The sequence below is a fragment of the Catellatospora bangladeshensis genome, from assembly GCF_016862575.1.
GTDB classification, from domain to species: Bacteria; Actinomycetota; Actinomycetes; order Mycobacteriales; family Micromonosporaceae; genus Catellatospora; species Catellatospora bangladeshensis.
In genome coordinates, this window is record NZ_BONF01000044.1 from 29,189 (window position 1) to 49,813 (window position 20,625).

The following is a 20,625-nucleotide window of genomic DNA, read 5'->3' on the forward strand; positions in this document are numbered from 1 at the left end:
CCTGGCACCCGATACCGACACCGTTTTCAGGCGGGCAGGCCGTACAGGCGGCCGCCCGCCGCGACCAGCACGACGCCGTCCGGGCGGGCCAGCGGTCCGAGGGTGATGACGCCCGGCGCATACCAGGTCCAGCGGGTGCTGCCGTCCGGGGCGAGACAGCGCACGAACGTCTCGTGCCACAGCGTCTTGAGCCAGTGGTACGTGTCCCAGCGGCGCTGCGTCGGCGTGCTCGACACCAGCAGGGTGCCGCCCGCGCCCGGCCGGAGCCGGGTCGGCGCCACGCCCAGCTCGTGCGTCCAGGTCACCCTGTCGCCGTCGACCATCCAGACGGTATACGTGAAGCCGGACTCCTCCTGCCGGTGCGGGCCCTGCACGGCCAGGCGCGGAGGGCCGTCGGCGCTCGGCAGCACGGCCAGCGCGGGGCGCACCTGCCGCGTGGTGATGTACGGCGTCGACCGGCCGAACTCGTCTACGAGGTAGTAGCCGCCGCCGTTGCGCCACTCCCAGCGGGTCAGCAGCCGCGCGCCGTCGTAGTCGAGCAGGTCGGCGACGTCGTCGTGTTTCTCGGCCGGAGGGATCTCGGCCGGGTCGGGATCGGTGAGCCACAGGTGCGGCCAGCTCACCCAGCGCAGCCGCCCGTCCCGGTCGTAGGCGCGCAGCCGGTTGTCCATGTCGACCACGATCAGATCTCCGAGCAGCCGCAGGTGCAGCGCGTCCGCGACATGCGGCATGGGCACGGCCCAGCGGGGCGTACCGTCCGCGGTCACGCTGCGCAGCCGCCCTTCGCCCTGATGCGGCTCCTCGCGGAACACGAAGCCGCCCCAAGGGTCGAAATCGAGCGAGAACGCGTCGGCTCCCACGTCAATCGAAGCGACAGGCAGTCCGGTCGCGAGATCCCGGGCGACGATGTGCCCGTCCTCGATGCGGTAGATGCGCCCGTCCCGGGCCAGCGGCTCCCTGCTGCGGTAGAACGGAACCTCGTGCGACCAGCGCACCTGCCCGTCCGCGGTGACGGCCGCGAGTTCCCGCTGGGTCGCGATGAGGCACCCGTCCGCTCCGTCCAGGTAGAGCGAGCCGTCCTCGTACGGCAGCTCCACCGACCAGATCGCAGCGGTGTCCGATGTGACGATCACCTGTTCCACCCCAGCACCTCCCACAGCAGCGCCAGCTTCGGCTCCATCATCGCCATCAGCGTCGAGTCGTCCCGCTTGCCGTCCCGCAGCGCCCGATACGGCACCTCCTTGAGGACATGCACCGCGCCGCGCACTCCGAACAGCGCCATCAATGCCGGATCCGGATCCGGGCCGCCGGCGATCCGGTACGCATCGCGGAAGGTCTTGCGCAGGTGGGCCAGCTCCTCCGGCTTCAAGCCCAGGTCGGCCCCGAAGTCGTGCAGTTTGATGTCGAAGTAGGCCACGTCGCGTTCGGCCGCGCCGATCGGGCCGCCGTTGTCGTCCATGGAGTAGTGGAGCATCGGCAGGTCGATGACGGTCAGGCCCTGCTGCGGATGCCAGAAGAAGTTGCCGGGGTGCGCGTCACCGTGGGCGAGCGTCGCACGTCCGGCGGCGCCGACGGCGGCCGTGATCACCTCCTCGACCCGCGCGGTCAGCCCGTCCAGGTCCACGGTGTGCCTGGGCAGGTTGTCGAGGGTGTCGACGAGCTGGCCGGTCCACTTGCGGACCACGGCGACGTGGCGGTCGAGGAAGGCGCGGGCGACCGGGCCGCCGGAGCCCGCGGCGGCGGTGTGCAGGTCCGCGAGCGCCGCGCCCACTCCCGCGACCGATCGCTCCAGGTGGCGGTATGCCTGCGCCCACGACGCACCCGACGAGACGCCGACCTCGCCGAGCAGGTCGTCGACGGGTTTGCCGGGCGCGAGCGCGGAGACGATCACCCCGTGGCGCTGGGGCGTGACGGCGACGCCGAGCGGCGCCGGTGTGCCGAACCGGGTGAACTCCCCGGTGCGCAGCCGTTGTAGCCCGGACAGCTCACGGGCGAACTCCTCGGCGTCGGGGAACGCCTTGACCACGCCGATCCGGTTGCCGTCCGCGTCGTGCGCCAGCATGACCGGCGCCCCGGAGAGCCCCTTGGCGCCGGTCGAGCCGGTGATCTCGGCGAGCCGCACCGGCTGCCCGAACACGGCGGCGGCGAAGTCGCCGACCGCCGGCTGCCCGTCGGGGTCCACGGCGACGGGCGGTGTCGCACCGAGCAGCACGTCGACCGCTCCGTCCGGTACCCCACCCGTGCTGTCGCGGACTGCGGTCGCCCGTTCGAGCACTGCTGCTGCCGTTCCGCTTTGGATCGTGCCGTGACGGCTTGCGTCCCGCACGCCGTCGGCTCCCGTACCGCTTGGCGGTCCGTCGCCCGGCTGCCCGTCGCCCGGGATCGTCTGGCCGTGCTCGATGCGACGGATGGTGTCGCGGGCGGTGACGGCCCGCTCGATCGCGACGCGCAGCGCGCCGAGTTCCTGCTCGTCGAGCTGCAGCAGGCGCAGTTCGGCGGCGGCCTGACGCCGGGGCTCGGTCTCGGCCAGCAGCTGCCCGAGGTGTGCGGCGACGGCCTGCGGGCGGTCGGCGGGCGCGGCCTCGTACGCCGCCGCCAGCCGCGTCGCGCTCAACGGGGTGCCGGGCGCCTCGGTGTGGTGCCCGGCCTCGCGGTAGGCGGCGGCCCGATCCGGTCGCAGCACCCCGGCCAGCGCCTGCTCGATCGCGGTCCACTTGCGCGCCGCCGCCTCGATGTCGGCCGGGACGGTACGCAGCCACCGCTCGGCCTGCTCGGCGCAGTACCGGCTGTCGGCCCACTGGGCCGGGGTCCACGGGCTCCAGGCGGTGTCGAGCAGCGACCAGTCCCGGCCCAGCCGCAGCGGCCAGGTGCCGAGTTCCCCGGCGGCGAGCTGCGCGACCCGGTCGGACACCGCCGAGACCGTCGCCGGGTGGTAGACCGCGACCGGCGGCGTGAGCCGGTCCTCGGGATCGGGCAGGTCCGGCCCGAACTCGACCCGGTGGATGGTGGCCAGCGGTGCGCGCAGCGGCCCGGTGTGCGGGGTGAACTCGGTGCGCGGCCGCCCGGAGGCGAACAGCTGCGGCCGCCCGTCGTCGCCGAGCACCGCGTCACGCTGCCCGTACTCCCAGGTGTCCCAGTAGAGCTGCCAGCGCACGCCCTTGTCGCCGACGTGCTCGCGGCCCTGGAAGTAGACGGTGGGCACGCCGAGGGCGATCGCGGTCTCCAGCGCGCCGCTCTCCATGCCGATCTGCACGATGTCCCGCCTGCTGTCCAGGTGGTGCAGGAACAGCGCCTGCTCGCCCTGGCCCAGCTTGGTGCCGCCGTGTCGCTCGGCGGCCCAGAAGTCCCGCAGCGTCTCGGTGTCGACGCCGTCGAGCACGCCCTCGGCCTCGTACGCGGCGCGCAGCTCCGGCCGCCGGTCGAACAGGTCGTCGCCGACGAGCAGGATGCGCCGCTCCGGGTCGGTCCCGCGGAGCAGCGCGATGGTCTGCCGCAGCAGCTCGGGCTTGGTGTCCATGAACGCGCCCATCGGCACCCGGGTGCGGCGCACCCACAGCAGCGCGTAGCGCGCCGGGCGGCCGTCCGGCTCGTGCCGGGCGATGACCTGGTCGGCCAGTGCGCGGGCACGGGCGTCCCGCCGCGCGCCGCGCTCGCCCCCGCCGCGTATGGCCGCGACCATGGCCGCCCGCGCGGCCGTGCCGCTGTCGCGGACGTGGGGCAGCGCGACCAGGTGGGCGCGGCGGAACTTGCTGGTGGCGTAGTGGACCTCGCGCGGCTGGTCGTCGTAGCACAGCCGGATCCGGCCCGGCTCGACGCCGAACTCGCCGATCAGCCTCCGGCGCATCTCGAGCGCACCGCGCAGCGGGCGCACCTGCATGTCGATGGCATCGGCGGCCAGCTCCGCCGGGTCCACGTCGACCGTGTCGCCGGGGCCCCGCAGCGCGCGCCACAGCACGACCTGGTCGGCCAGCTCCCGGGTCATGCCCGTGGGCACCGGCCCGGCGTGGGCCAGGAACGGATCGGACGGGTCGTCCCGGTACTGGGTGAAGAACTGGTCCGGCTCATACGCGATCTCCAGCGTCGCCGCCGGGTCCAGCATCAGCGCCGTCGCGTGCACGAACAGCTCGCCGCTCTGCCACTCGTAACAGCGCAGGTTCTTGGTGTCGAGGTCGCCGCCGACGTGGGACGGCGCGGGCGCGACCGCGCGGAACAGCCCCTCACGCAGCTCACGCAGCTTCTCGTCGACGGTCAGGCCCGCGCGGTCCTTCAGCTCGGCGACCAACTCGTCCAGCCGGCCGCCCGACAGTTCGTCCCAGGTCGCGAGCTGCGCGGGGGTGGCGTACACCTCGGAAGGGCGCTGCCGCCCGGTGGCCTCGACCTGGCTGACGCCGGGATCGTCCGGGGCGGTGGCCGGCCGTGACCAGTGGCCCGGGGGCAGGCCGAGGTCGACCGGGATGCCGTCGGATCCGATCAGCAGCATGTCCATGCGGACCGGCGCGGCCGGCAGGACCCGCCCCACCGGCGACTCGTTGTTCTGCGCGTCGACGTACACGATCTCGCCATGCTGGTTGTGCACGGTGACGGCGTGGGAGCGGCCGAGCGGGTGCTCCACCAGGACCACCGCGACCGCGCCGTGGCCCCGCACGCGCAGCGCCTGCTCCAGGGCGCGCGTCGCCTCCCACTGGGCGATCCGGAGGTCTTCCGGTCCGCTGTAGCGGTGGTCGCCCATCAGCTGGCCGAACCTGCCGCCGGTCGCCCGCTCGATGCGCTGGGCGCCGCCCGGCTCGCCGCCGAGCGGCTGCAGGTGCGGGCTGAACGCGTCGGTGACGCGCGGCGCGGCGACGCGCGGGCGGCCGTGCAGCCAGGTGTCGATGACGGACAGCACCACGTCGGTGCAGTTGATCGCACGCGCCGGGTCGGCCTTGGGGCCGCCGTCGTTGGCCACGCGCGGCCAGCGGCCGAACAGGTCGCTGAACCGGCGCGGCCGGCCGTTCTCGTCGCGCTCGACGGCCAGCTCGACGTCCTGCTGGTGCAGGCTCAGGGGCATGCGGTAGCCGCCGGGCACGCCGTACCGGCGGGTGTGCTCGACGGGCGGGGGCCAGCCGCCGCCGGTGGCCCGCGAGCGCGGGTCGCGGTCGTTGACCGGGCCCTCGGTCAGGTCGAATTCGACCTGCTCGCGCCTGCCGTAGCGCAGCTCCTGGAAAGCCGCGAAGTCCTCGTCGGTGATCTCGCTGCGCAGCGGATCCTTGATGGGGCCTGCGTTCAGCTCGGCGAGGCGCCTGTCGAACAGGTGCTTTCCGCGTGTGTAGATCTCGTGCTGCGCGGCGGTGAGGTCGTCGCGCAGCAGTAGCGCGCCGCAGTCCGCCGACCCGTTGACGTACCGGAGCTGCACGGCGCTGGACAGCGGATCGAACAGTTCGCGCAGCTGCCGGACGCGGTCGACCTCCGTGTACCGCTGATAACGCAGGCGCTCGTCCGGATTCTCAGCCTTGCGCGGCCGGAACGGGCCCGCCGGATGCGCTGACCACGCCGCCGTGGCGGCCTCCCGGGACAGCTGCCCCCGAGCAGGCCCGACGGCGAGGACTGCCACGCCGTCGCGCTGGTCGGCGTCGTCGGCGGGTTGCGTCGGCACCGCCGGGGCGGGAGAGGCGTGCGTCGCCGAGTACGGCAGCCAGGACGCCCGGTCGTCGTCCACGTCGGGGTGTGCCGGCGTCGCCGGACGTGGCGCGGTGGCGGCCGAGCCCGCCGTGGGCACACCCGGCCCGGGAATCCCGTGCGGCAGGCCGTGGACCGGCGTACTCGTCGCGGGCGGGGTGCCCGTGGCCGGTGCCGGATGCGCCGGGCCGTCGTCGCTCGCGGGTGCGGGCAGGTGCGGCGCTTCGGCTGTGTCCGGGCGGTCGAGCACGGCACCCGCCGTGGAGGAGTCGAGCTGGAAAGCGGGCTGCGTGGGGTCGAACGGAGTGAAGGCGGCGGGGTGTGTCGCGTCCTGCCAGCTCGGGGTGAAGACGTCCACCGACGTCGTGTCCGGCACGAACGGAGGCAGGTCAGCCGGCCGCTGCGGCGGCTCGGGCTGGGGAGCGTGATACCCCCAGCCGCCGGGGTCGGCGGGCGCGTCCGGCCGGGTCGCTCCCAGACTCGGCTCTGCGACGAGGCCGGACACGCCGGACAGGCCCGTGGCCGAGCCTGCCGCCGTCTCGGCGGTGAGCCCGGCGGTCACGGACGGGGGACCGGCGTCCGGGAACGGGCCCACGCCGCCGAGGACGTCCGGCGAGCCGGTCAGCTTCAGCTCGGCGCCGTGCAGGCGGCCGTCGACTACCGTCCTGGTGTCGCCGGTGACCGAGCCGACGGTCGCGGAGGTGGCCGCCATGCCCAGCGACTGCGGGCTGACGTCCTGCCCGGTAACGAGGCCGATGCTCAGCTCGGCGAGGACCTCGCCGCTCGCTCCGCGCAGCGCATGCTCGCCGAAGTTGCCCAGGGTGGTGTTGGAGAAGCGCCGGCCGAGTCCGGTGAGCCCGCCGATCCCGCCGCCCAGCGCGCCGAGCCCGGCGGACTTGGCCAGATCGGCGCCGTCCAGACCGCCGCGGTTGCCCTCGGACACCTGGTAGAGCTGTGTGCCCAGGGCGGTGGCGCCCTCCTGGAGTCCCTCCTCCAGCGCCTCCTCGCCGAGTTCGCGTACCACCCGGTTCTTGATCCGGTCCTTGACCGCGTCATTGATCTTGTCTTTGATCCGGTCCTTGAGGCCCTTCTTGGCGGCGCGTTCCAGCAGCTCCTTGGCGGCGCGGCGGAGCGCCTGCTGGATGGCGAAGCGGGTGGCGTACATGGCGGGCGCGGCCCCGGCCATCGACGCGCCCAGCGTGACGGCGGCCGCCGCGGCGAGCGCGATCAGCTCGATGAGCAGCAGCCCGAGCTCGACGTAGAACTCGATCTTCACGCCCTCGATCTGGTTGGCCCCGGCGTCGACCTGCGTGCCGAAGTCGTCCAGCAGATCGACGACCATGGCCAGCACGGCCTCCTGCCCGGCCGTGTCGTGCCCGCTGCCGATCTGCGCCCACAGCGCCAGGATCGCGGCGGCGACCCGGCCGTCGGGGCCGCCCATCGCGGCGACCGCGGCGAGCACCGCGTCGTCGGCCTCGTCGAGCAGCGGCGTCATCTGCCGGGACGCGGCATACCAGTCGTCGGCGAGCTCACGCATCGCGGCCTCGTCGCCCTCGGGCCAGTCGATGCCGACGACCCACTCTAAGGCGGTGCGCATCCAGTCGGGCGCGTCGAAGTAGCTCAGCGGATGCGGGATCGGTGACGGCAGCAGCGGCATGTGGCGGTCCCTCCCCAGGTGACAGGCGAAACCCTAGCCATCACCGTCCACACGCACCAGTCAGGGATCGCATACTGTGGATAACCGACCCTGGGGAGGGAAATGGCTACGATCGAGGACGCGTTCGCGCTGGCCGAACGCTATGCGGCGGACGCGGCGATACAGGCGGGCGCGCCGTATCAGGGGCTCGTGGAGGAGTTCGCGCACGGCTGGTGCGTATGGGCGGCGCCGCTGCGACGCGGCGACGGGCCGCCGCCGCTGGGCGCCGGCGCGGCGACTGTGCTGGACCGGGAGACGGGCCTGCTGGCGTTCTTCCCAGCGTGGTCCAACGAGCAGATCATGGCGCAGTACGAGCCGCGCTCGGCCACCTACCGCAGCTGGCCGCCGGTGGCCCGGCGCGCGGACGTGCTGGCGCTGCTGCCCGGACCGGCCCGGATCGCGATGGCGCTGACCATGGACAACGTGACGATCGCCGCCGCGTCGGCGCGCGGCGACGCCGAGCCGGTGCACCATCCGCTGGTGAGCGGCTGGCTGGCCGCCCAGCCCGCCGGGGAGCTGGTGCGCGGCGCGCACCGGCACGCCGACCTGATCCTGCTGTCGGAGGTGTTCCGGCACGCCGAGCGGGCCGGGCTGACCGAGACCGGGCAGGTGTGGGACTGGCTGTTCGACCCGCGGCCGATGAGCTACGTCCTGACGACGCGGACGCCGCGCGGCCACACGCTGCACCAGGCATGCTGCCCGACCTGCACGGACGCGTGGCGCTTCTTCGGCAGCAGCCTGCACGCCTGGCAGGGCCTCACGCCGCGGGAGGGCCCGCTGGTCCCGCCGCCCGAGCCGGGACGGTTCCCGCCGCACGTCGAGGACGTCATCGTGCGGGCGGGATGGGACGGCAGGGCCGCGCCTCCCGCGGTCCGGGTGCCCCGGGCGCTCCGCTACATGATCGAGGACATCGGCGGTCCGCTGGACGCCGCGGCGACCGAGGCGGCGACTGCCGTGCTCGCCCGTTCCGGGTTCCTCGCGGTGGCCAACACGGGACCGGGCCTGCGATGCCGGCGGAACGCGTTCTTCATCGGGATGACCGACAAAGGGCTGGTGCCCATGATGGAGGCGTTCGGGCGCCGCCTGGGCGTGCCGGTGTTCCCGGTGGGCCAGGCACACGACTGCGGTGGCGGGACCATCGCGGTGGCCGCCGACGGCAGGCTCTTCCTGATCGACCAGGCCGGTGACTGGTACCTGGGCGACGACATCGACGAGGCGCTGGTGCTCCTGGTCGAGGGCCGGATGCCGCGACGGCTGCGGGAGGACGGGTCGCCGGCGGACGCCGGCTGAGGCCGTGCCTGACCGGAGGTCCCGCCCGTGCTGCCAGTGCGGCGCGGCGGGCCCTCCGGTCACCGAAGGCGGGCGGGGCTCAGCTGAGCAGGGCCTCGACGACCTTGGTCGCGTTGTCCTCGTGCTTGGCGTACGCGTCGGGGAAGGCCGAGATCTGCACGGCCTGGGCGGCCCGGGTGAGCGGCATGTCCTGCCACCCCTCGATCTCGATCAGCCGGCGGTAGAACGCGCCCGCGGCGTACGACGGCTGCATGATCTCCTCGACGCTGCCCCAGCTGCCGCTGGCGCGCTGCTGGAACAGGCCGATGGAGTCGTGGTCGGCGCCGGTGCCCTGGTGCGGGTAGTCCAGCGAGTCGGGGACGACGTGGCTGGCCAGGTTGTAGAGGCGGCTCTCCTGCATGGCGGTGGCCACGCCGACGATCATCGCCCACTTGCCCAGGCCCATCGACTGGGCCTTCTTGGCGATGGCCGCGGCGTTGTTCATCTGCCGCTGGTCCAGCCCGGCCACCGGCTTGACGATCTTCACCGTCGGCTTGGGCTTCGGCTTCGGCTTCGGTTTGGGCTTCGGCTTGACGGGAACGGGCTTCGGAGCGGGCTTCTCGGCGCGCAGGCCGGGCACGCGGTGCAGCAGCGAGCTGCTGATGGTGTCGGTGACCGAGGCGAGCGCGGGGGAGGCGGCGACGGGCGGCAGCAGCCCGGCCGCGGTCGGCGGCTCGACGACGTCGGGGCGGCCCGCGCCGGACAGCAGGGCGAAGGCGCCGACGCCGGCCAGCGCGGCGGTGGTGAGCAGCGGCGCGACGAGCCGCTGGGCCCGGGAGGGCGCCCGGCGGTGCCGGTACTGCCGCGTCCCGTCCAGGCGGTGCCGGCCGGAGGTGGGGGAGCCGGCGGTGTGGAGGTGGGGCTGGTGCTGGGGGTCGTGCGGGGGCATTCGCCGATATTAAGAAGGCATAAGCGCAGGTAGAAGGGGTAGTTACCAGATTTCTCCCGGCCTTGGAGCGATTTGGCCCGAATTATTGGAACTTGTTCCCAAGATTGTTTCTGAGCTGGGCATTCGTGGCCCACTTTCGGGGACGGATGCGGGGGTGGGGCCTGCTCGGTACAGTGCCGCGAGTGAGCGACACCCCTGGCGCGCCGCTGCCCCCGCCGGTCGATCCCTGGGCGGGCCGGGACGGGCACACCTTCACCATGGGCATGGCCTCGATCCCGGCGCGGACCACACCCGCGGCGCCGGACCCCGGGCCGCAGGTCGTGTACGTCGAGCGGCCGCGCCGCCGCCGCTGGCCCTGGGTGCTCGGCGTGCTGACGGCGCTGAGCCTGGCCTGCTGCGGGGTGCTGACCGCGGTCACCGCCCCGATGCGGGAGCAGTGGCCGGTGCGCGCCGAGATCGGCGGCAAGGTCGCCGGGCTGGTGCGCGACGACAGCGCCGAGGTGCGCGCCGCGGCCAACGAGCTGATCGCCAAGATTCACAAGGACCAGGATGTACGCGACGCCGCCGTGGCCAAGCTCGACGAGCCGAAGGGCGGCGCGCGGCCGGTCGTGCTGATCGTGGCGACCAGGTTCATCCTCGACCCGGGCGGCGAGCTGGACAAGGCGCTCGACGGGGTGGGCCGGACCGCGCTCACCGACCGGCGCGCTTATGCGGCAGGCGCTCGCGGCGGGCACGTACGCTGCGGCAACACCAAGGACACCGGCAGCGGCGAGCCGGTGGTGGCCTGCGCCTGGACCGACCACGGCAGCCTCGGCATCGGACTGTTCTACGGCAGGCGGTCCATGGACGACAGTGCCGCGCTGCTGCGCCGCATCCGGGACGAGGTCCTGGTCAAGGGCTGATCGGCGCGGTTGTCCACAGGGCTGCGCCCGCATGCGGCTCCGGCGCACTAGCATCGGCCGGGTGAGCGAGACCCTGCGGACCGACCTCGAACCTCCGGCGGCCGACACCGCCGCCCTGCACGCCGACGCCGTACGCCTGCTGGCGGGATGGACGCCGCCGCCCGGCGCGCAGGACGACTGGTCGCGGACGACCGCCCTGCTGGCGCAGGGTCCCCAGGTGATGGGCAAGCCGCACCCGGGCGCGCACGTGACCGCGAGCGCGGTGATCGTCTCGGCCGACCGGTCCCGGGTGCTGCTCTGCCTGCACGGCAAGCACAACGTGTGGTGCCAGGTCGGCGGCCACTGCGAGCCGGAGGACGGCACGCTGGCCGCCGCCGCGCTGCGCGAGGCCACCGAGGAGAGCGGCATCGCCGGGCTGGTCGTCGACCCGGTCCCGGCCGACGTGGACGTGCACCACGTGACCTGCGCGGGACGGCCCAGCCTGCACCACGACGTGATCTTCCTGGTGTACGCGCCGGAGGGCGCCGTGGAGCAGGTCAGCGAGGAGTCGCACGCGCTCGGCTGGTTCGCCCCGGCGGAGCTGCCGCACCCGCTGGGCACCGACACCGAGCGGGTGGTGCGCAGCGCCATGGCCAGGCTGGGCTGAGCGATGCTGGTGCCGCACGACCCGTGGCCGGCCGGCGAGGCCGAGGCGCTCGCCCAGCAGGAGGCGCTCCGTGCGCGGGTGGAGCCGACCGGCCCGCCGCTGAGCGCGCGCACCGCCGCCGGGCTGGACGTGTCGTACGAGGACGACGGCGACACCGGCCGGGCCGTGGCCGCCGTGGTGGTGCTGGACGTGGCCACGCTGGAGGTGGTCGAGACGGCCGTCGCGTCCGGCCCGGTCACCTTCCCGTACGTGCCGGGGCTGCTCGCGTTCCGGGAGCTGCCGGTGCTCACCGAGGCGCTGGAGCGGCTCACCGTGACCCCGGACGTGCTGGTCTGCGACGGCTACGGGGTGGCCCACCCACGCCGCTTCGGCCTGGCCTGCCACGTCGGCGTGCTGACAGGGCTGCCCACCTTCGGCGTGGCCAAGACGGCTTTCGTGGTCCGTGAGCCCTCCGCGCCGGGTCCGGCGGCGGAGCAGACCGCCGGCGGTGCACACCAGGAGCCCGGCCCGCGCCGTGGTGACTGGGCCCCGCTCACCGACGGGACCGAGACGCTGGGCCGCGTGCTGCGCACCCAGCCGGGGGTCAAGCCGGTCTTCGTGTCCGTCGGCCATCGCGTCGACCTGGACACCGCGACCGCGCTGACGCTCGCGCTCGCCCCGCGTTACCGCCTGCCGGAGACGACCCGGCAGGCCGACCAGCTTTCACGCCGCCTGCTCGGAGGTCTGGATGCCGCCCACCGTCGACCGTGACGCCAACGCCGCGCTGCGGGCCCGCTTCGACGAGGTGCACGCCCGCTACACCCACCTGCGCGAGAACGTGGGGGAGCTGCAGCGGCAGCTCGCGGGCCTGGAGGTGTCGCTGGCCTCGCCGGACGGCACGGTCACCGTGGTGGTCGGCGCGCGGGGGCAGCTGCTGCGGCTGAAACTGCACGAGCGGGCGTACGGGGCGCACCGGCCGGACCGCCTCGCCGAGCTGATCACCCAGACCACGCGCAAGGCGGAGCAGGCCGCGGCCGAGGCGACGGCGGAGCTGGTGGCCCGCGCGGTGCCCGGCGAGACCGGCGTGCCCGAGCTGCTGCGCGGCGGCGACCTGGGCGCGCTGCTGCGCCGCCACGACGACACCATGGGCTACCAGGAGGCGTGATGACGGCACCCGGACCGCAGATCGATCTCGACGCCCCGGCCGCGCGCGACGCGGCCCGGCGGCTGCACGCGGCCGGCGACGCGATGGCGCGCGAGCGCGGGCTCAGCGGCGCCCGTATCGAGCAGGGCGGCGCCCGTCGGCCGTGGGGCGGCGACGAGCTGGGCCGGGCGTTCGCCAAGGAGTACGAGGACGGCGCGGCGCTGCTGCTGCGGCTGTGGGGTGACGCGGCTCACCGTACGGCCGGCCTCGCGGTGGACGTGGCCACCGCGGTGGACCGGGTGCAGGGCGTGGACCAGCAGAGCGAGGCCCGGCTGCGCTCGGCCGAGCGCACGGTTTCGCTGTGACGCGTGGGAATGGTGTGCTCTGAGGGACGTGTTCTGCGCCGCCTTCGGGGCCTCTGCCTGATCGGGCTCCGGGCGCACCGGGCAGAATAGGAGCATCAAATCGAGGGTCGGAGGATCGGTCGTGGCTGAGCTGCGGTGTGTGGTGGCGGTGGACGGGCCCTCGGGCTCGGGCAAGTCGACGGTGTCGCGTCGGCTGGCGCAGCGGCTGGACGCCCGCTACCTCGACACGGGCGCGATGTACCGGGCCGTGACCTGGGCCGTGCTCCAGTCGGGGGTCGACCTGGCCGACGCCGACGGCATCGCCAAGGTGGTCGTCGACTGCGAGCTGATCATCACGACCGACCCGGCGCAGCCCTCGATCAGCGTGAACGGCGAGAACGTGGACGCCCCGATCCGCGGCGCCGAGGTCACCTCGGCCGTTTCCGCGGTGGCCGCCGTGCCGTTTGTACGGCAGGTGCTGGTCTCCCGCCAGCGCGCGATCATCGAGGAGTCCGCCCGCATCGTGGTCGAGGGGCGTGACATCGGCGCGGTGGTCGCCCCCGACGCCGACCTCAAGGTCTACCTGACCGCCTCCTCCGCCGAGCGGGCCCGGCGCCGCAGCGCCGAGAACGCCGCCGACCACGCCGCGACCGAGGCCGACCTGGCCCGCCGCGACCACCTGGACTCCACCCGCAAGGTCGACCCGTTGCAGCAGGCCGCCGGCGCGGTGGTGCTCGACTCGACCGAGCTGGGCATCGATGAGGTCGTCAGCGAGATGTATCGCCTCGTGACGACAGGGAAGGCAGTATGACAAGCGAGCAGTGGACCGAGCTGGAGGTCGTCGAGCAGCCGGTGCCGGAGCAGCCCTCCGCCACGGCGACCGTGACCCCGCAGCCGGTCCTGGCGGTGGTGGGCCGCCCCAACGTGGGCAAGTCCACCCTCGTCAACCGGATCCTCGGCCGCCGCCAGGCGGTCGTCGAGGACATCCCCGGCGTGACGCGCGACCGGGTCGCGTACGACGCCGTGTGGTCCGGCCGCAAGTTCACCGTGGTGGACACCGGCGGCTGGGAGCCCGACGCCAAGGACCGGGCCGCCGCCATCGCGGCGCAGGCCGAGGCCGCCATCGCCGCCGCCGACGTGGTGCTGTTCGTGGTCGACGCGGCCGTGGGCGCCACCGACGACGACGCGGCCGCGGTGAGGATGCTGCGCCGCAGCTCCAAGCCGGTGCTGCTGGTGGCGAACAAGGCCGACAACCAGAACATCGAGTTCGAGGCGCACGGCCTGTGGTCGCTGGGCCTGGGCCAGCCGATGCCCGTGTCGGCGCTGCACGGCCGCGGCTCCGGCGACCTGCTCGACGCGGTGCTGGCCGCGTTCCCGGAGCAGGCCCCGCTGGAGGACCACGTGCCGGGCCCGCGCGGCCCGCGCCGCGTGGCGCTGGTGGGCCGCCCCAACGTGGGCAAGTCCAGCCTGCTGAACCGGCTGGCCCGCGAGGAGCGCTCGGTCGTCGACGCGGTCGCCGGCACCACCGTCGACCCGGTCGACTCGCTGGTCCAGATCGGCGGCGAGACCTGGCAGTTCGTCGACACGGCCGGGCTGCGCAAGCGCGTCGGCAAGGCCAGCGGCACGGAGTACTTCGCCTCGCTGCGCACCGCCGCCGCGATCGAGGCGTCCGAGGTCACCGTGGTGCTCCTCGACGCCAGCGAGGTCATCAGCGAGCAGGACCAGCGCCTGCTGTCGATGGTCACCGAAGCCGGGCGGGGCGTCGTGCTCGCCTTCAACAAGTGGGACCTCGTCGACGGCGACCGGCGGCACTACCTGGACAAGGAGATCGAGCGGGAGCTCAAGCGCATCCCGTGGGCGCTGCGCGTCAACATCTCCGCGCTGACCGGGCGGGCCGTCGAGAAGCTCGCGCCGATGCTGCGTACCGCGCTGGCGAGCTGGGAGAAGCGCATCCCGACCGGCCAGCTCAACCAGTGGCTGACCGCGCTGGTGCAGGCGACGCCGCACCCGGTGCGCGGCGGCCGGGCCCCGCGCATCCTGTTCGCCACCCAGCCCAGCGTGGCGCCGCCGAAGTTCGTGCTGTTCACGACGCAGCCGCTGGACCCGGGTTACGTCCGGTTCGTCGAGCGCAAGCTGCGCGAGGAGTTCGGCTTCGAGGGCAGCCCGATCGACATCTCGGTCAAGCCGCGCAAGGAGAAGGGCCCCGGCGGCCGCGGCCGTACCCACGGCTGATCGTCCTGTAACGCGAAGCTCCCGTCACGCTGTCCGCACAGCGTGGCGGGAGTTTTCGCAGGCGCTACAGCAGCACCGTGCGGTAGCCGTGGGCCTCGATCGCGCGGGCGACGTCCCCGGTGGTCAGGCGGGCCGGGTCGAACTCGACCTCGGTGCGTCCGCCGTGGACCGTGGTCCAGCTGCGGGTCACCCCGGGCAGCTTGGCCACCGTCTCGTCGATGAGCTGCGCGCAGGACCCGCAGTGCATTCCGGACACGGCGAACGCGTGCTTGCTCATGCTCGATCTCCCCGATCTGGTGACGGCCTACGCGATGCCTAACGGCAGATCGTGTGTAAGGGCACGCGCGGGCGGTACTGTCAGTGCATGATTCACATCGATGTGTCATCGGCGCCGCAGGTGTCGGCGGTGCGCCTGGCGTTCCCGGCGCACCGTTACCGCCAGGAGGACATCGTCGCCGAGTTCACCGCGATGTGCCTGCCCGGCGAGCATCCGGGGCGGGAGGTGTTCACCCGCTTCGGCCGCACCACCGGCGTGCAGACCCGGCACCTGGCCCTGCCGCTGGAGCAGTACGCCGGGCTGACCGGGTTCACCCAGGCCAACGACGCGTTCATCGAGGTGGCGCTGGAGCTGGGCGAGGCCGCGCTGCTCGCGGCGCTGGACGCGGCCGGGATCCGCCCCGACGAGGTCGATCTGATCGCGACCACCAGCGTCACCGGCCTGGCCGTGCCGTCGCTGGAGGCGCGGCTGGCCCTGAAGGCGGGGCTGCGCCCCGACGTGAAACGGCTGCCGCTGTTCGGGCTGGGCTGCGTGGCCGGGGCGGCCGGGGTGGCCCGGCTGCACGATTACCTGCGCGCCTGGCCGGACCAGGTGGCGGTGCTGCTGGCGGTGGAGCTGTGCTCGCTGACCGTGCAGCAGGAGGACACCACGCACGCCAACCTCGTCGCCTCCAGCCTGTTCGGCGACGGCGCGGCGGCGGTGGTGATGGTCGGCGCCGGACGCGCCGCAGACACGCCCGGCCGCCCCCGGGTGCTGTCCACCCGCAGCCGCCTCTACCCCGACACCGAGCAGGTGATGGGCTGGCGCATCGGCTCCAGCGGCTTCCGCATCGTGCTGTCCACCGAGGTCGCCCCGATCGCCGAGCGTTTCCTCGGCGGCGACGTGCGCGGCTTCCTCGGCGAGCACGAGCTGGACCCGGCGCAGGTGGCGACCTGGGTGTGCCATCCCGGCGGGCCGAAGGTCATCGACACCATCGAGCGGGTGCTGGACCTGCCCGCCGACGCGCTGCTGCCGACGCGGCGCTCGCTGGCCGACAAGGGCAACCTGTCGTCGGTGTCGGTGCTGGACGTGCTGCACGAGGCGATGGCCGCCGCGCCGCCGTCCGGCGAGCCCGGTCTCATGATCGCCATGGGGCCGGGGTTCTGTTCCGAACTCGTCCTGCTGAGGTGGTGAGGCGTTGCTCCCGTACACCCTGCTGATCCTCGCCGTGGCCGGTGAGCGCCTGGTGGAGCTGGTGGTGTCCAAGCGCCACGCGCGCTGGGCGCTGGCCCGCGGCGGCCGCGAGTACGGCCGGGGCCACTACCCCTACATGGTGGCGCTGCACACCGCGCTGCTGGCCGGGTGCCTGGCCGAGGTGTGGCTGCTGGACCGGCCGTTCCTGCCCTGGCTGGGCTGGCCCATGCTGGCGCTGGTGCTGGCGAGCCAGGCGCTGCGCTGGTGGTGCGTGACCACCCTGGGCCCCCGCTGGAACACCCTGGTCATCGTGGTGCCCGGCCTGCCGCTGGTCGACCGCGGGCCCTACCGCTGGCTGCGTCACCCGAACTACCTGGCCGTGGTGGTCGAGGGCATCGCGCTGCCGCTGGTGCACACCGCCTGGCTGACCGCGCTGATCTTCACGCTGCTCAACTTCGCGGTCCTCGCGGTGCGGATCCGCGTCGAGGACCGCGCGCTGGCCGAGGCCGTCGCATGAGCGCCCGCCCCGGGCCACAGGGCACGGCGTGAACTTTGACGCCGACGTGCTCGTCGCGGGCGGGGGACCGGCCGGGCTGGCGACCGCGCTGCTGGCCCGGCGGGCCGGGCTGAGCGTCGTGGTCGCCGAGCCGCGCACGGGCCCGGTCGACAAGGCGTGCGGCGAGGGCCTGATGCCGGGCGGCCTGACCCGGCTGCTCGCGCTCGGCGTCGACCCCGCCGGGGTGCCGTTCCACGGCATCGCCTACCGCGCCGGGTCACGCTCGGCCCAGGCCCGCTTCGCGGCCGGGCCGGGTCGCGGGGTGCGCCGCACCACCCTGCACGCGGCGCTGCGCGACCGCGCCGGGCAGGCCGGGGTCTCCTGGGTGGCCGAGCGGGTCGGGCAGGTGCGGCAGGACGCGCACGGGGTCACCGCGGCGGGGGTACGCGCACGCTGGCTGGTCGGCGCCGACGGCCTGCACTCGCGGGTGCGCCGCGAGTCCGGCATCGCCTCGGCGGCCGGCCGCCCGGCGCGGTTCGGGCAGCGCCGCCACTACACCGTCGCGCCCTGGTCGGACCTGGTCGAGGTGTGGTGGTCGGCGCACGCGGAGGCGTACGTGACCCCGGTCGCCCCGGACCTGGTCGGCGTCGCGGTGCTGCACCGGCGCGCCGGGCACGGGTACGACCGGCTGCTCGACGGCTTCCCCGAGCTGCGGGAACGGCTCGGCGGCGCGGTGGCCGGGCCGGTGCGCGGCGCGGGCCCGCTGCGGCGCACCGTCGGTGCCCGGGTGGCGGGACGGGTGCTGCTGGTGGGCGACGCGGCCGGGTACGAGGACGCGCTCACCGGGGAGGGCGTCAGCCTCGCTCTGGACCAGGCCGAAGCCGCCGTGGCCGCGCTGACCGGCGGCGACCTCGCCGGGTACGAGGCCCAGTGGCGGCGGCGCACCCGCACCTACCGGCTGCTCACCCGGGGCCTGGTGCTGCTGACCGCGGCCCGTCCGGTGCGCGCGGCGGTGGTGCCGCTGTGCGCCGCGGTGCCGCCGCTGTTCCGCGGCGCCGTCAACACGCTGGCCGGTGGATAGGGCTGGAGATCACGGTGTCGCACCCGTTAGGAACCGGGCGTTCTCGGATACGGTGTTCGGCATGCTGAACGGTTTCAAGAACTTCGTCATGCGCGGCAACGTCGTGGACCTCGCGGTCGGTGTGGTCATCGGTGCCGCCTTCACCTCGCTGGTCACCCAGTTCACGAAGTCGTTCCTGGAACCCTTGATCAATCTGGTCGGCGCGAAGCCCGACGGGGCCGGTGGCGCGTTCGATCTCGTGCACAAGGGCAACGCGGTCGCCTGGGGCGCGTTCGTCAACGCGCTGATCACCTTCGTGCTCACCGCGGCGGTGCTGTACTTCCTGGTCGTGCTGCCGATGAACAAGCTGGCCGAGCGGCGTAACAAGGGGAAGGAGCCGGAGCCGGCCCCGGTGACCGAGGACATCCGGCTGCTCACCGAGATCCGTGACGCGCTGGTCGCGGCCCGGGTGCCCGCGCAGGCGGTGCACAAGGAGAACGACCACGCCAACGACCGCTGACCAGCGGCTGATCAGCGACGGGGCTCCAGCGCGAAGGCGATGACGTCGGCGCGCTCCGGGAACGGCGGCGGCACCAGCACGGCGTAGCCCACCGGATGGCGTACCACGATGCGCTGCACGTCGCCCTCCTGGAGCCCCGGCAGCGTGCCGTGCCACGGCGCGCGGCCCTCGGCGTCGAACGCCGCGACGGTGTTCGCGGCGATCGCGTACACCAGGCTGCCGTCGGGCGCCGGGGTGAGCCGGGCGCCGCGCAGGTTGGTGTCCCAGATCTCGACGCCGGTGCCGAGCCGCAGCCCGACGATCCGGTCCGCGCCCAGCACCACCGTGTCGCCGATCACGGTCAGGCTCACCACGGGCCGCTCCCAGGTCTTGCGCCACCGCTCGCCGCCGTCGGACAGCCGCAGCACGCGGATGTCGTTGGCGTCGCGGAAGATCACGTCGGTGCGGCCCAGCCGCGCCTCGGCCCGGCGCCAGCCCTCGTCCGGGGGCGGGCCGCCGGGTGGGCCGCCGTCACCAGGTCCCCCCGGCCCGCCGGGGGCGCCGGGGCCGCCCGGCCCCTGGCCCTGCTGCTCGGGCGGCAGCGTGTACCGCACGCTCCAGCGCTGCTGGCCGGTCGCCGCCTCGCGCAGCGTGAGCCACCCGATGCCGTTCAGCTCGCGGCGGGTGACCAGCCACTCCGTGTTCGCCACGAGCGGCGTCTCCTGCACGGGCTCCTGCCAGAGCTGGGCGCCGGCCCGGTTGAACGCCCGCAGCTGCGGGCCCTGCGGAAGGCTGACGTCGAAGAACACGCGGTCCGGAGCGGTGGCGAGCCCGCGTACGGTGCCGCCGGTGTCGATGCCGAAGCTCTTGACGCCGGACGCGGTCTCGATGCGCCAGGCCTGCCGCCCGGAGACGACGATCACCGCCGACCCCCAGTCGTGCACGTCCAGCGGCTCGACGTCCAGCGGGATGCTCCACGCCTGCCCGCCGGTGGGCGGGTCGACGGCGAACACGCGCGGCCCGTCGGTGCCGGCGATCCGGCCCGACTCCCCGATCACCAGCCGGTGCGGCGCGTTGCGGGTCCGCGAGGCGTACGTCCACAGCACCGACCCGGCCGACACCGCGGCGCTCGGTGAGAGGCCGGGCAGGGCGGCGGCCGGAGCGGTCTGGGGCGTCTCGGCGCCGTCCCGCGACAGCGCCCACGCCCCGCCGGCGCCCAGGCCGAGCAGGCCGACCGCCCCGCCGACGAGGATCGGGCGGCGCTGCCACAGCTTCGGCGTGCCCCAGGTGGGCGCCGGGGGCACGGGCACCGCCGGCACGCCGGGCAGCTGCGCGATCCGGGGCTGGAACCAGCCGGGCACGGGCGTGGAGACGCCGGTGCCGATGAGGATGCGGGACAGCTCCCGGGCGGTGGGCCGGTCGAACGGGCGCAGGCTGATGCAGCGCACGATGAACGGGCGCACCTCGGCGGGCACCGGGCTCAGGTCGAACCGGCCCTGGGTGACCTGGTTGATCTGCTCGAACATGCTGCCGCCGGAGATCAGCGTCCGGCCGGTGGCGGCGAAGTACAGCGTCGCGCCGAGGGAGAACACGTCGCCCGGCGGCCCGGAGTCCTCGCCCTGGATGCGCTCCGGCGCCATGTACGACGGGGTGCCCACGTTGACGCCGGTGGTCATCCGCTCCGCGTCGGAGGCCAGCGCGATGCCGAAGTCGATGATGTGCGGGCCCGCGTCGTCCAGCAGCACGTTGGCGGGCTTGAGGTCGCGGTGGGTGAGCCCGGCCCGGTGGATCGAGGACAGCGCCTCGGCCAGGCCGGTGGCCAGGGTCTTCACCGCGGACACGTCCAGCGGGCCGCCCGACAGCACGCGCTGCTCCAGGCTCGGCCCCTCGATGTAGGTGGTCGCCAGCCAGGGCGACACCGCCTCGGTGTCGGCGTCCACCACCGCGGCCGTGAACAGCGGGTTCACCAGGCGCGCAGCGGCGACCTCACGGCTGAACCGGCGGCGGAACACCGGGTCGGCGGCCAGCTCCGGCCGGATCACCTTGATCGCCACGTACCGGCCGCTGGGGGACTGGCCCAGGTAGACGCGGCCCATGCCGCCCCCGCCGAGCACGCCCACCAGCCGGTACGACGCGATGGAGTGCGGGTCGGTGGTTTCCAGCGGCCTCATGCGACACCCTCAGTCGGCTCCCAGGTTGCGACTTCCGCGCGGATACTATCCCCATCTATCCCTGGCGGCCGGTTGACACCACATGACACCGTCGGGATTGGAATCACCGTCTGGGAGCGCTTAGGCAGCCATC

Annotated in this window: 17 protein-coding genes; 12 read left to right on the forward strand and 5 right to left on the reverse strand. The window is 74.1% G+C overall.

What is annotated here, in order from left to right; all coding sequences use genetic code 11:
- Window positions 1-26: 26 nt before the first annotated feature.
- Window positions 27-1,133, reverse strand: a complete 1,107-nt coding sequence (locus tag Cba03nite_RS32330; RefSeq protein ID WP_203754542.1) for a PQQ-like beta-propeller repeat protein — start codon at window positions 1,131-1,133, stop codon at window positions 27-29.
- Window positions 1,130-7,312 carry a toxin glutamine deamidase domain-containing protein gene (locus tag Cba03nite_RS32335; RefSeq protein WP_203754545.1) on the reverse strand — a complete coding sequence of 2,061 codons (6,183 nt, stop codon included), beginning with the start codon at window positions 7,310-7,312 and terminating at the stop codon, window positions 1,130-1,132. The genes Cba03nite_RS32330 and Cba03nite_RS32335 overlap by 4 nt, the downstream gene beginning before the upstream one ends.
- A gap of 102 nt (window positions 7,313-7,414) precedes the next feature.
- On the opposite strand from Cba03nite_RS32335, the gene Cba03nite_RS32340 reads away from it, so the two are divergent.
- Window positions 7,415-8,641, forward strand: a complete 1,227-nt coding sequence (locus tag Cba03nite_RS32340) for an SUKH-3 domain-containing protein (RefSeq protein ID WP_203754549.1) — start codon at window positions 7,415-7,417, stop codon at window positions 8,639-8,641.
- A gap of 79 nt (window positions 8,642-8,720) precedes the next feature.
- Here the strand turns inward: Cba03nite_RS32340 and Cba03nite_RS32345 are convergent, their stop codons facing one another.
- The gene (locus tag Cba03nite_RS32345) at window positions 8,721-9,569 is read right to left on the reverse strand and encodes a hypothetical protein (protein WP_203754552.1); all 849 of its coding nucleotides are present in this window, start codon (window positions 9,567-9,569) and stop codon (window positions 8,721-8,723) included.
- Window positions 9,570-9,751: 182 nt separating this feature from the next.
- Here Cba03nite_RS32345 and Cba03nite_RS32350 point away from each other — a divergent pair, with 182 nt between their 5' ends.
- The 7 genes from Cba03nite_RS32350 to der all read left to right on the forward strand — a co-directional run bounded on the left by Cba03nite_RS32350 (window position 9,752) and on the right by der (window position 14,816).
- Window positions 9,752-10,471, forward strand: a complete 720-nt coding sequence (locus Cba03nite_RS32350; protein WP_203754555.1) for a hypothetical protein — start codon at window positions 9,752-9,754, stop codon at window positions 10,469-10,471.
- Window positions 10,472-10,532: 61 nt separating this feature from the next.
- Complete coding sequence (locus tag Cba03nite_RS32355; RefSeq protein ID WP_239126175.1) at window positions 10,533-11,117, forward strand: NUDIX hydrolase; 585 nt, start codon at window positions 10,533-10,535, stop codon at window positions 11,115-11,117.
- Between the two features lie 3 nt (window positions 11,118-11,120).
- Window positions 11,121-11,867 carry an endonuclease V gene (locus Cba03nite_RS32360; RefSeq protein ID WP_203754560.1) on the forward strand — a complete coding sequence of 249 codons (747 nt, stop codon included), beginning with the start codon at window positions 11,121-11,123 and terminating at the stop codon, window positions 11,865-11,867.
- Window positions 11,845-12,261: a YbaB/EbfC family nucleoid-associated protein gene (locus Cba03nite_RS32365; RefSeq protein WP_203754563.1), complete on the forward strand. Its 417-nt coding sequence runs from the start codon at window positions 11,845-11,847 to the stop codon at window positions 12,259-12,261. Before Cba03nite_RS32360 ends, Cba03nite_RS32365 begins: the two co-directional genes overlap by 23 nt.
- Window positions 12,261-12,605, forward strand: coding sequence for a hypothetical protein (locus Cba03nite_RS32370; protein ID WP_203754565.1), 345 nt, complete (start codon window positions 12,261-12,263; stop codon window positions 12,603-12,605). Before Cba03nite_RS32365 ends, Cba03nite_RS32370 begins: the two co-directional genes overlap by 1 nt.
- 121 nt (window positions 12,606-12,726) lie before the next feature.
- Window positions 12,727-13,395, forward strand: coding sequence for a (d)CMP kinase (gene cmk / locus Cba03nite_RS32375; RefSeq protein WP_239126176.1), 669 nt, complete (start codon window positions 12,727-12,729; stop codon window positions 13,393-13,395).
- Entirely contained in the window at window positions 13,392-14,816 is a 1,425-nt protein-coding gene (gene der / locus Cba03nite_RS32380) for a ribosome biogenesis GTPase Der (RefSeq protein WP_203754567.1), read from the forward strand. The genes cmk and der overlap by 4 nt, the downstream gene beginning before the upstream one ends.
- Window positions 14,817-14,880: 64 nt before the next feature.
- Here der and Cba03nite_RS32385 read toward each other — a convergent pair whose 3' ends face one another.
- Window positions 14,881-15,093, reverse strand: coding sequence for a heavy-metal-associated domain-containing protein (locus Cba03nite_RS32385; protein ID WP_203754569.1), 213 nt, complete (start codon window positions 15,091-15,093; stop codon window positions 14,881-14,883).
- 87 nt (window positions 15,094-15,180) lie between these two features.
- Here Cba03nite_RS32385 and Cba03nite_RS32390 point away from each other — a divergent pair, with 87 nt between their 5' ends.
- From Cba03nite_RS32390 to mscL, 4 genes are all read left to right on the forward strand, one after another.
- Window positions 15,181-16,266: a type III polyketide synthase gene (locus Cba03nite_RS32390; RefSeq protein WP_203754571.1), complete on the forward strand. Its 1,086-nt coding sequence runs from the start codon at window positions 15,181-15,183 to the stop codon at window positions 16,264-16,266.
- 4 nt (window positions 16,267-16,270) lie between these two features.
- Complete coding sequence (locus Cba03nite_RS32395) at window positions 16,271-16,783, forward strand: isoprenylcysteine carboxyl methyltransferase family protein (RefSeq protein WP_203754573.1); 513 nt, start codon at window positions 16,271-16,273, stop codon at window positions 16,781-16,783.
- A gap of 28 nt (window positions 16,784-16,811) precedes the next feature.
- Complete coding sequence (locus Cba03nite_RS32400; RefSeq protein ID WP_203754575.1) at window positions 16,812-17,843, forward strand: NAD(P)/FAD-dependent oxidoreductase; 1,032 nt, start codon at window positions 16,812-16,814, stop codon at window positions 17,841-17,843.
- Window positions 17,844-17,904: 61 nt separating this feature from the next.
- Complete coding sequence (gene mscL, locus Cba03nite_RS32405) at window positions 17,905-18,342, forward strand: large conductance mechanosensitive channel protein MscL (RefSeq protein WP_203754577.1); 438 nt, start codon at window positions 17,905-17,907, stop codon at window positions 18,340-18,342.
- A gap of 11 nt (window positions 18,343-18,353) precedes the next feature.
- Here the strand turns inward: mscL and Cba03nite_RS32410 are convergent, their stop codons facing one another.
- Window positions 18,354-20,492: a serine/threonine-protein kinase gene (locus tag Cba03nite_RS32410; RefSeq protein WP_203754580.1), complete on the reverse strand. Its 2,139-nt coding sequence runs from the start codon at window positions 20,490-20,492 to the stop codon at window positions 18,354-18,356.
- Window positions 20,493-20,625: the final 133 nt, after the last annotated feature.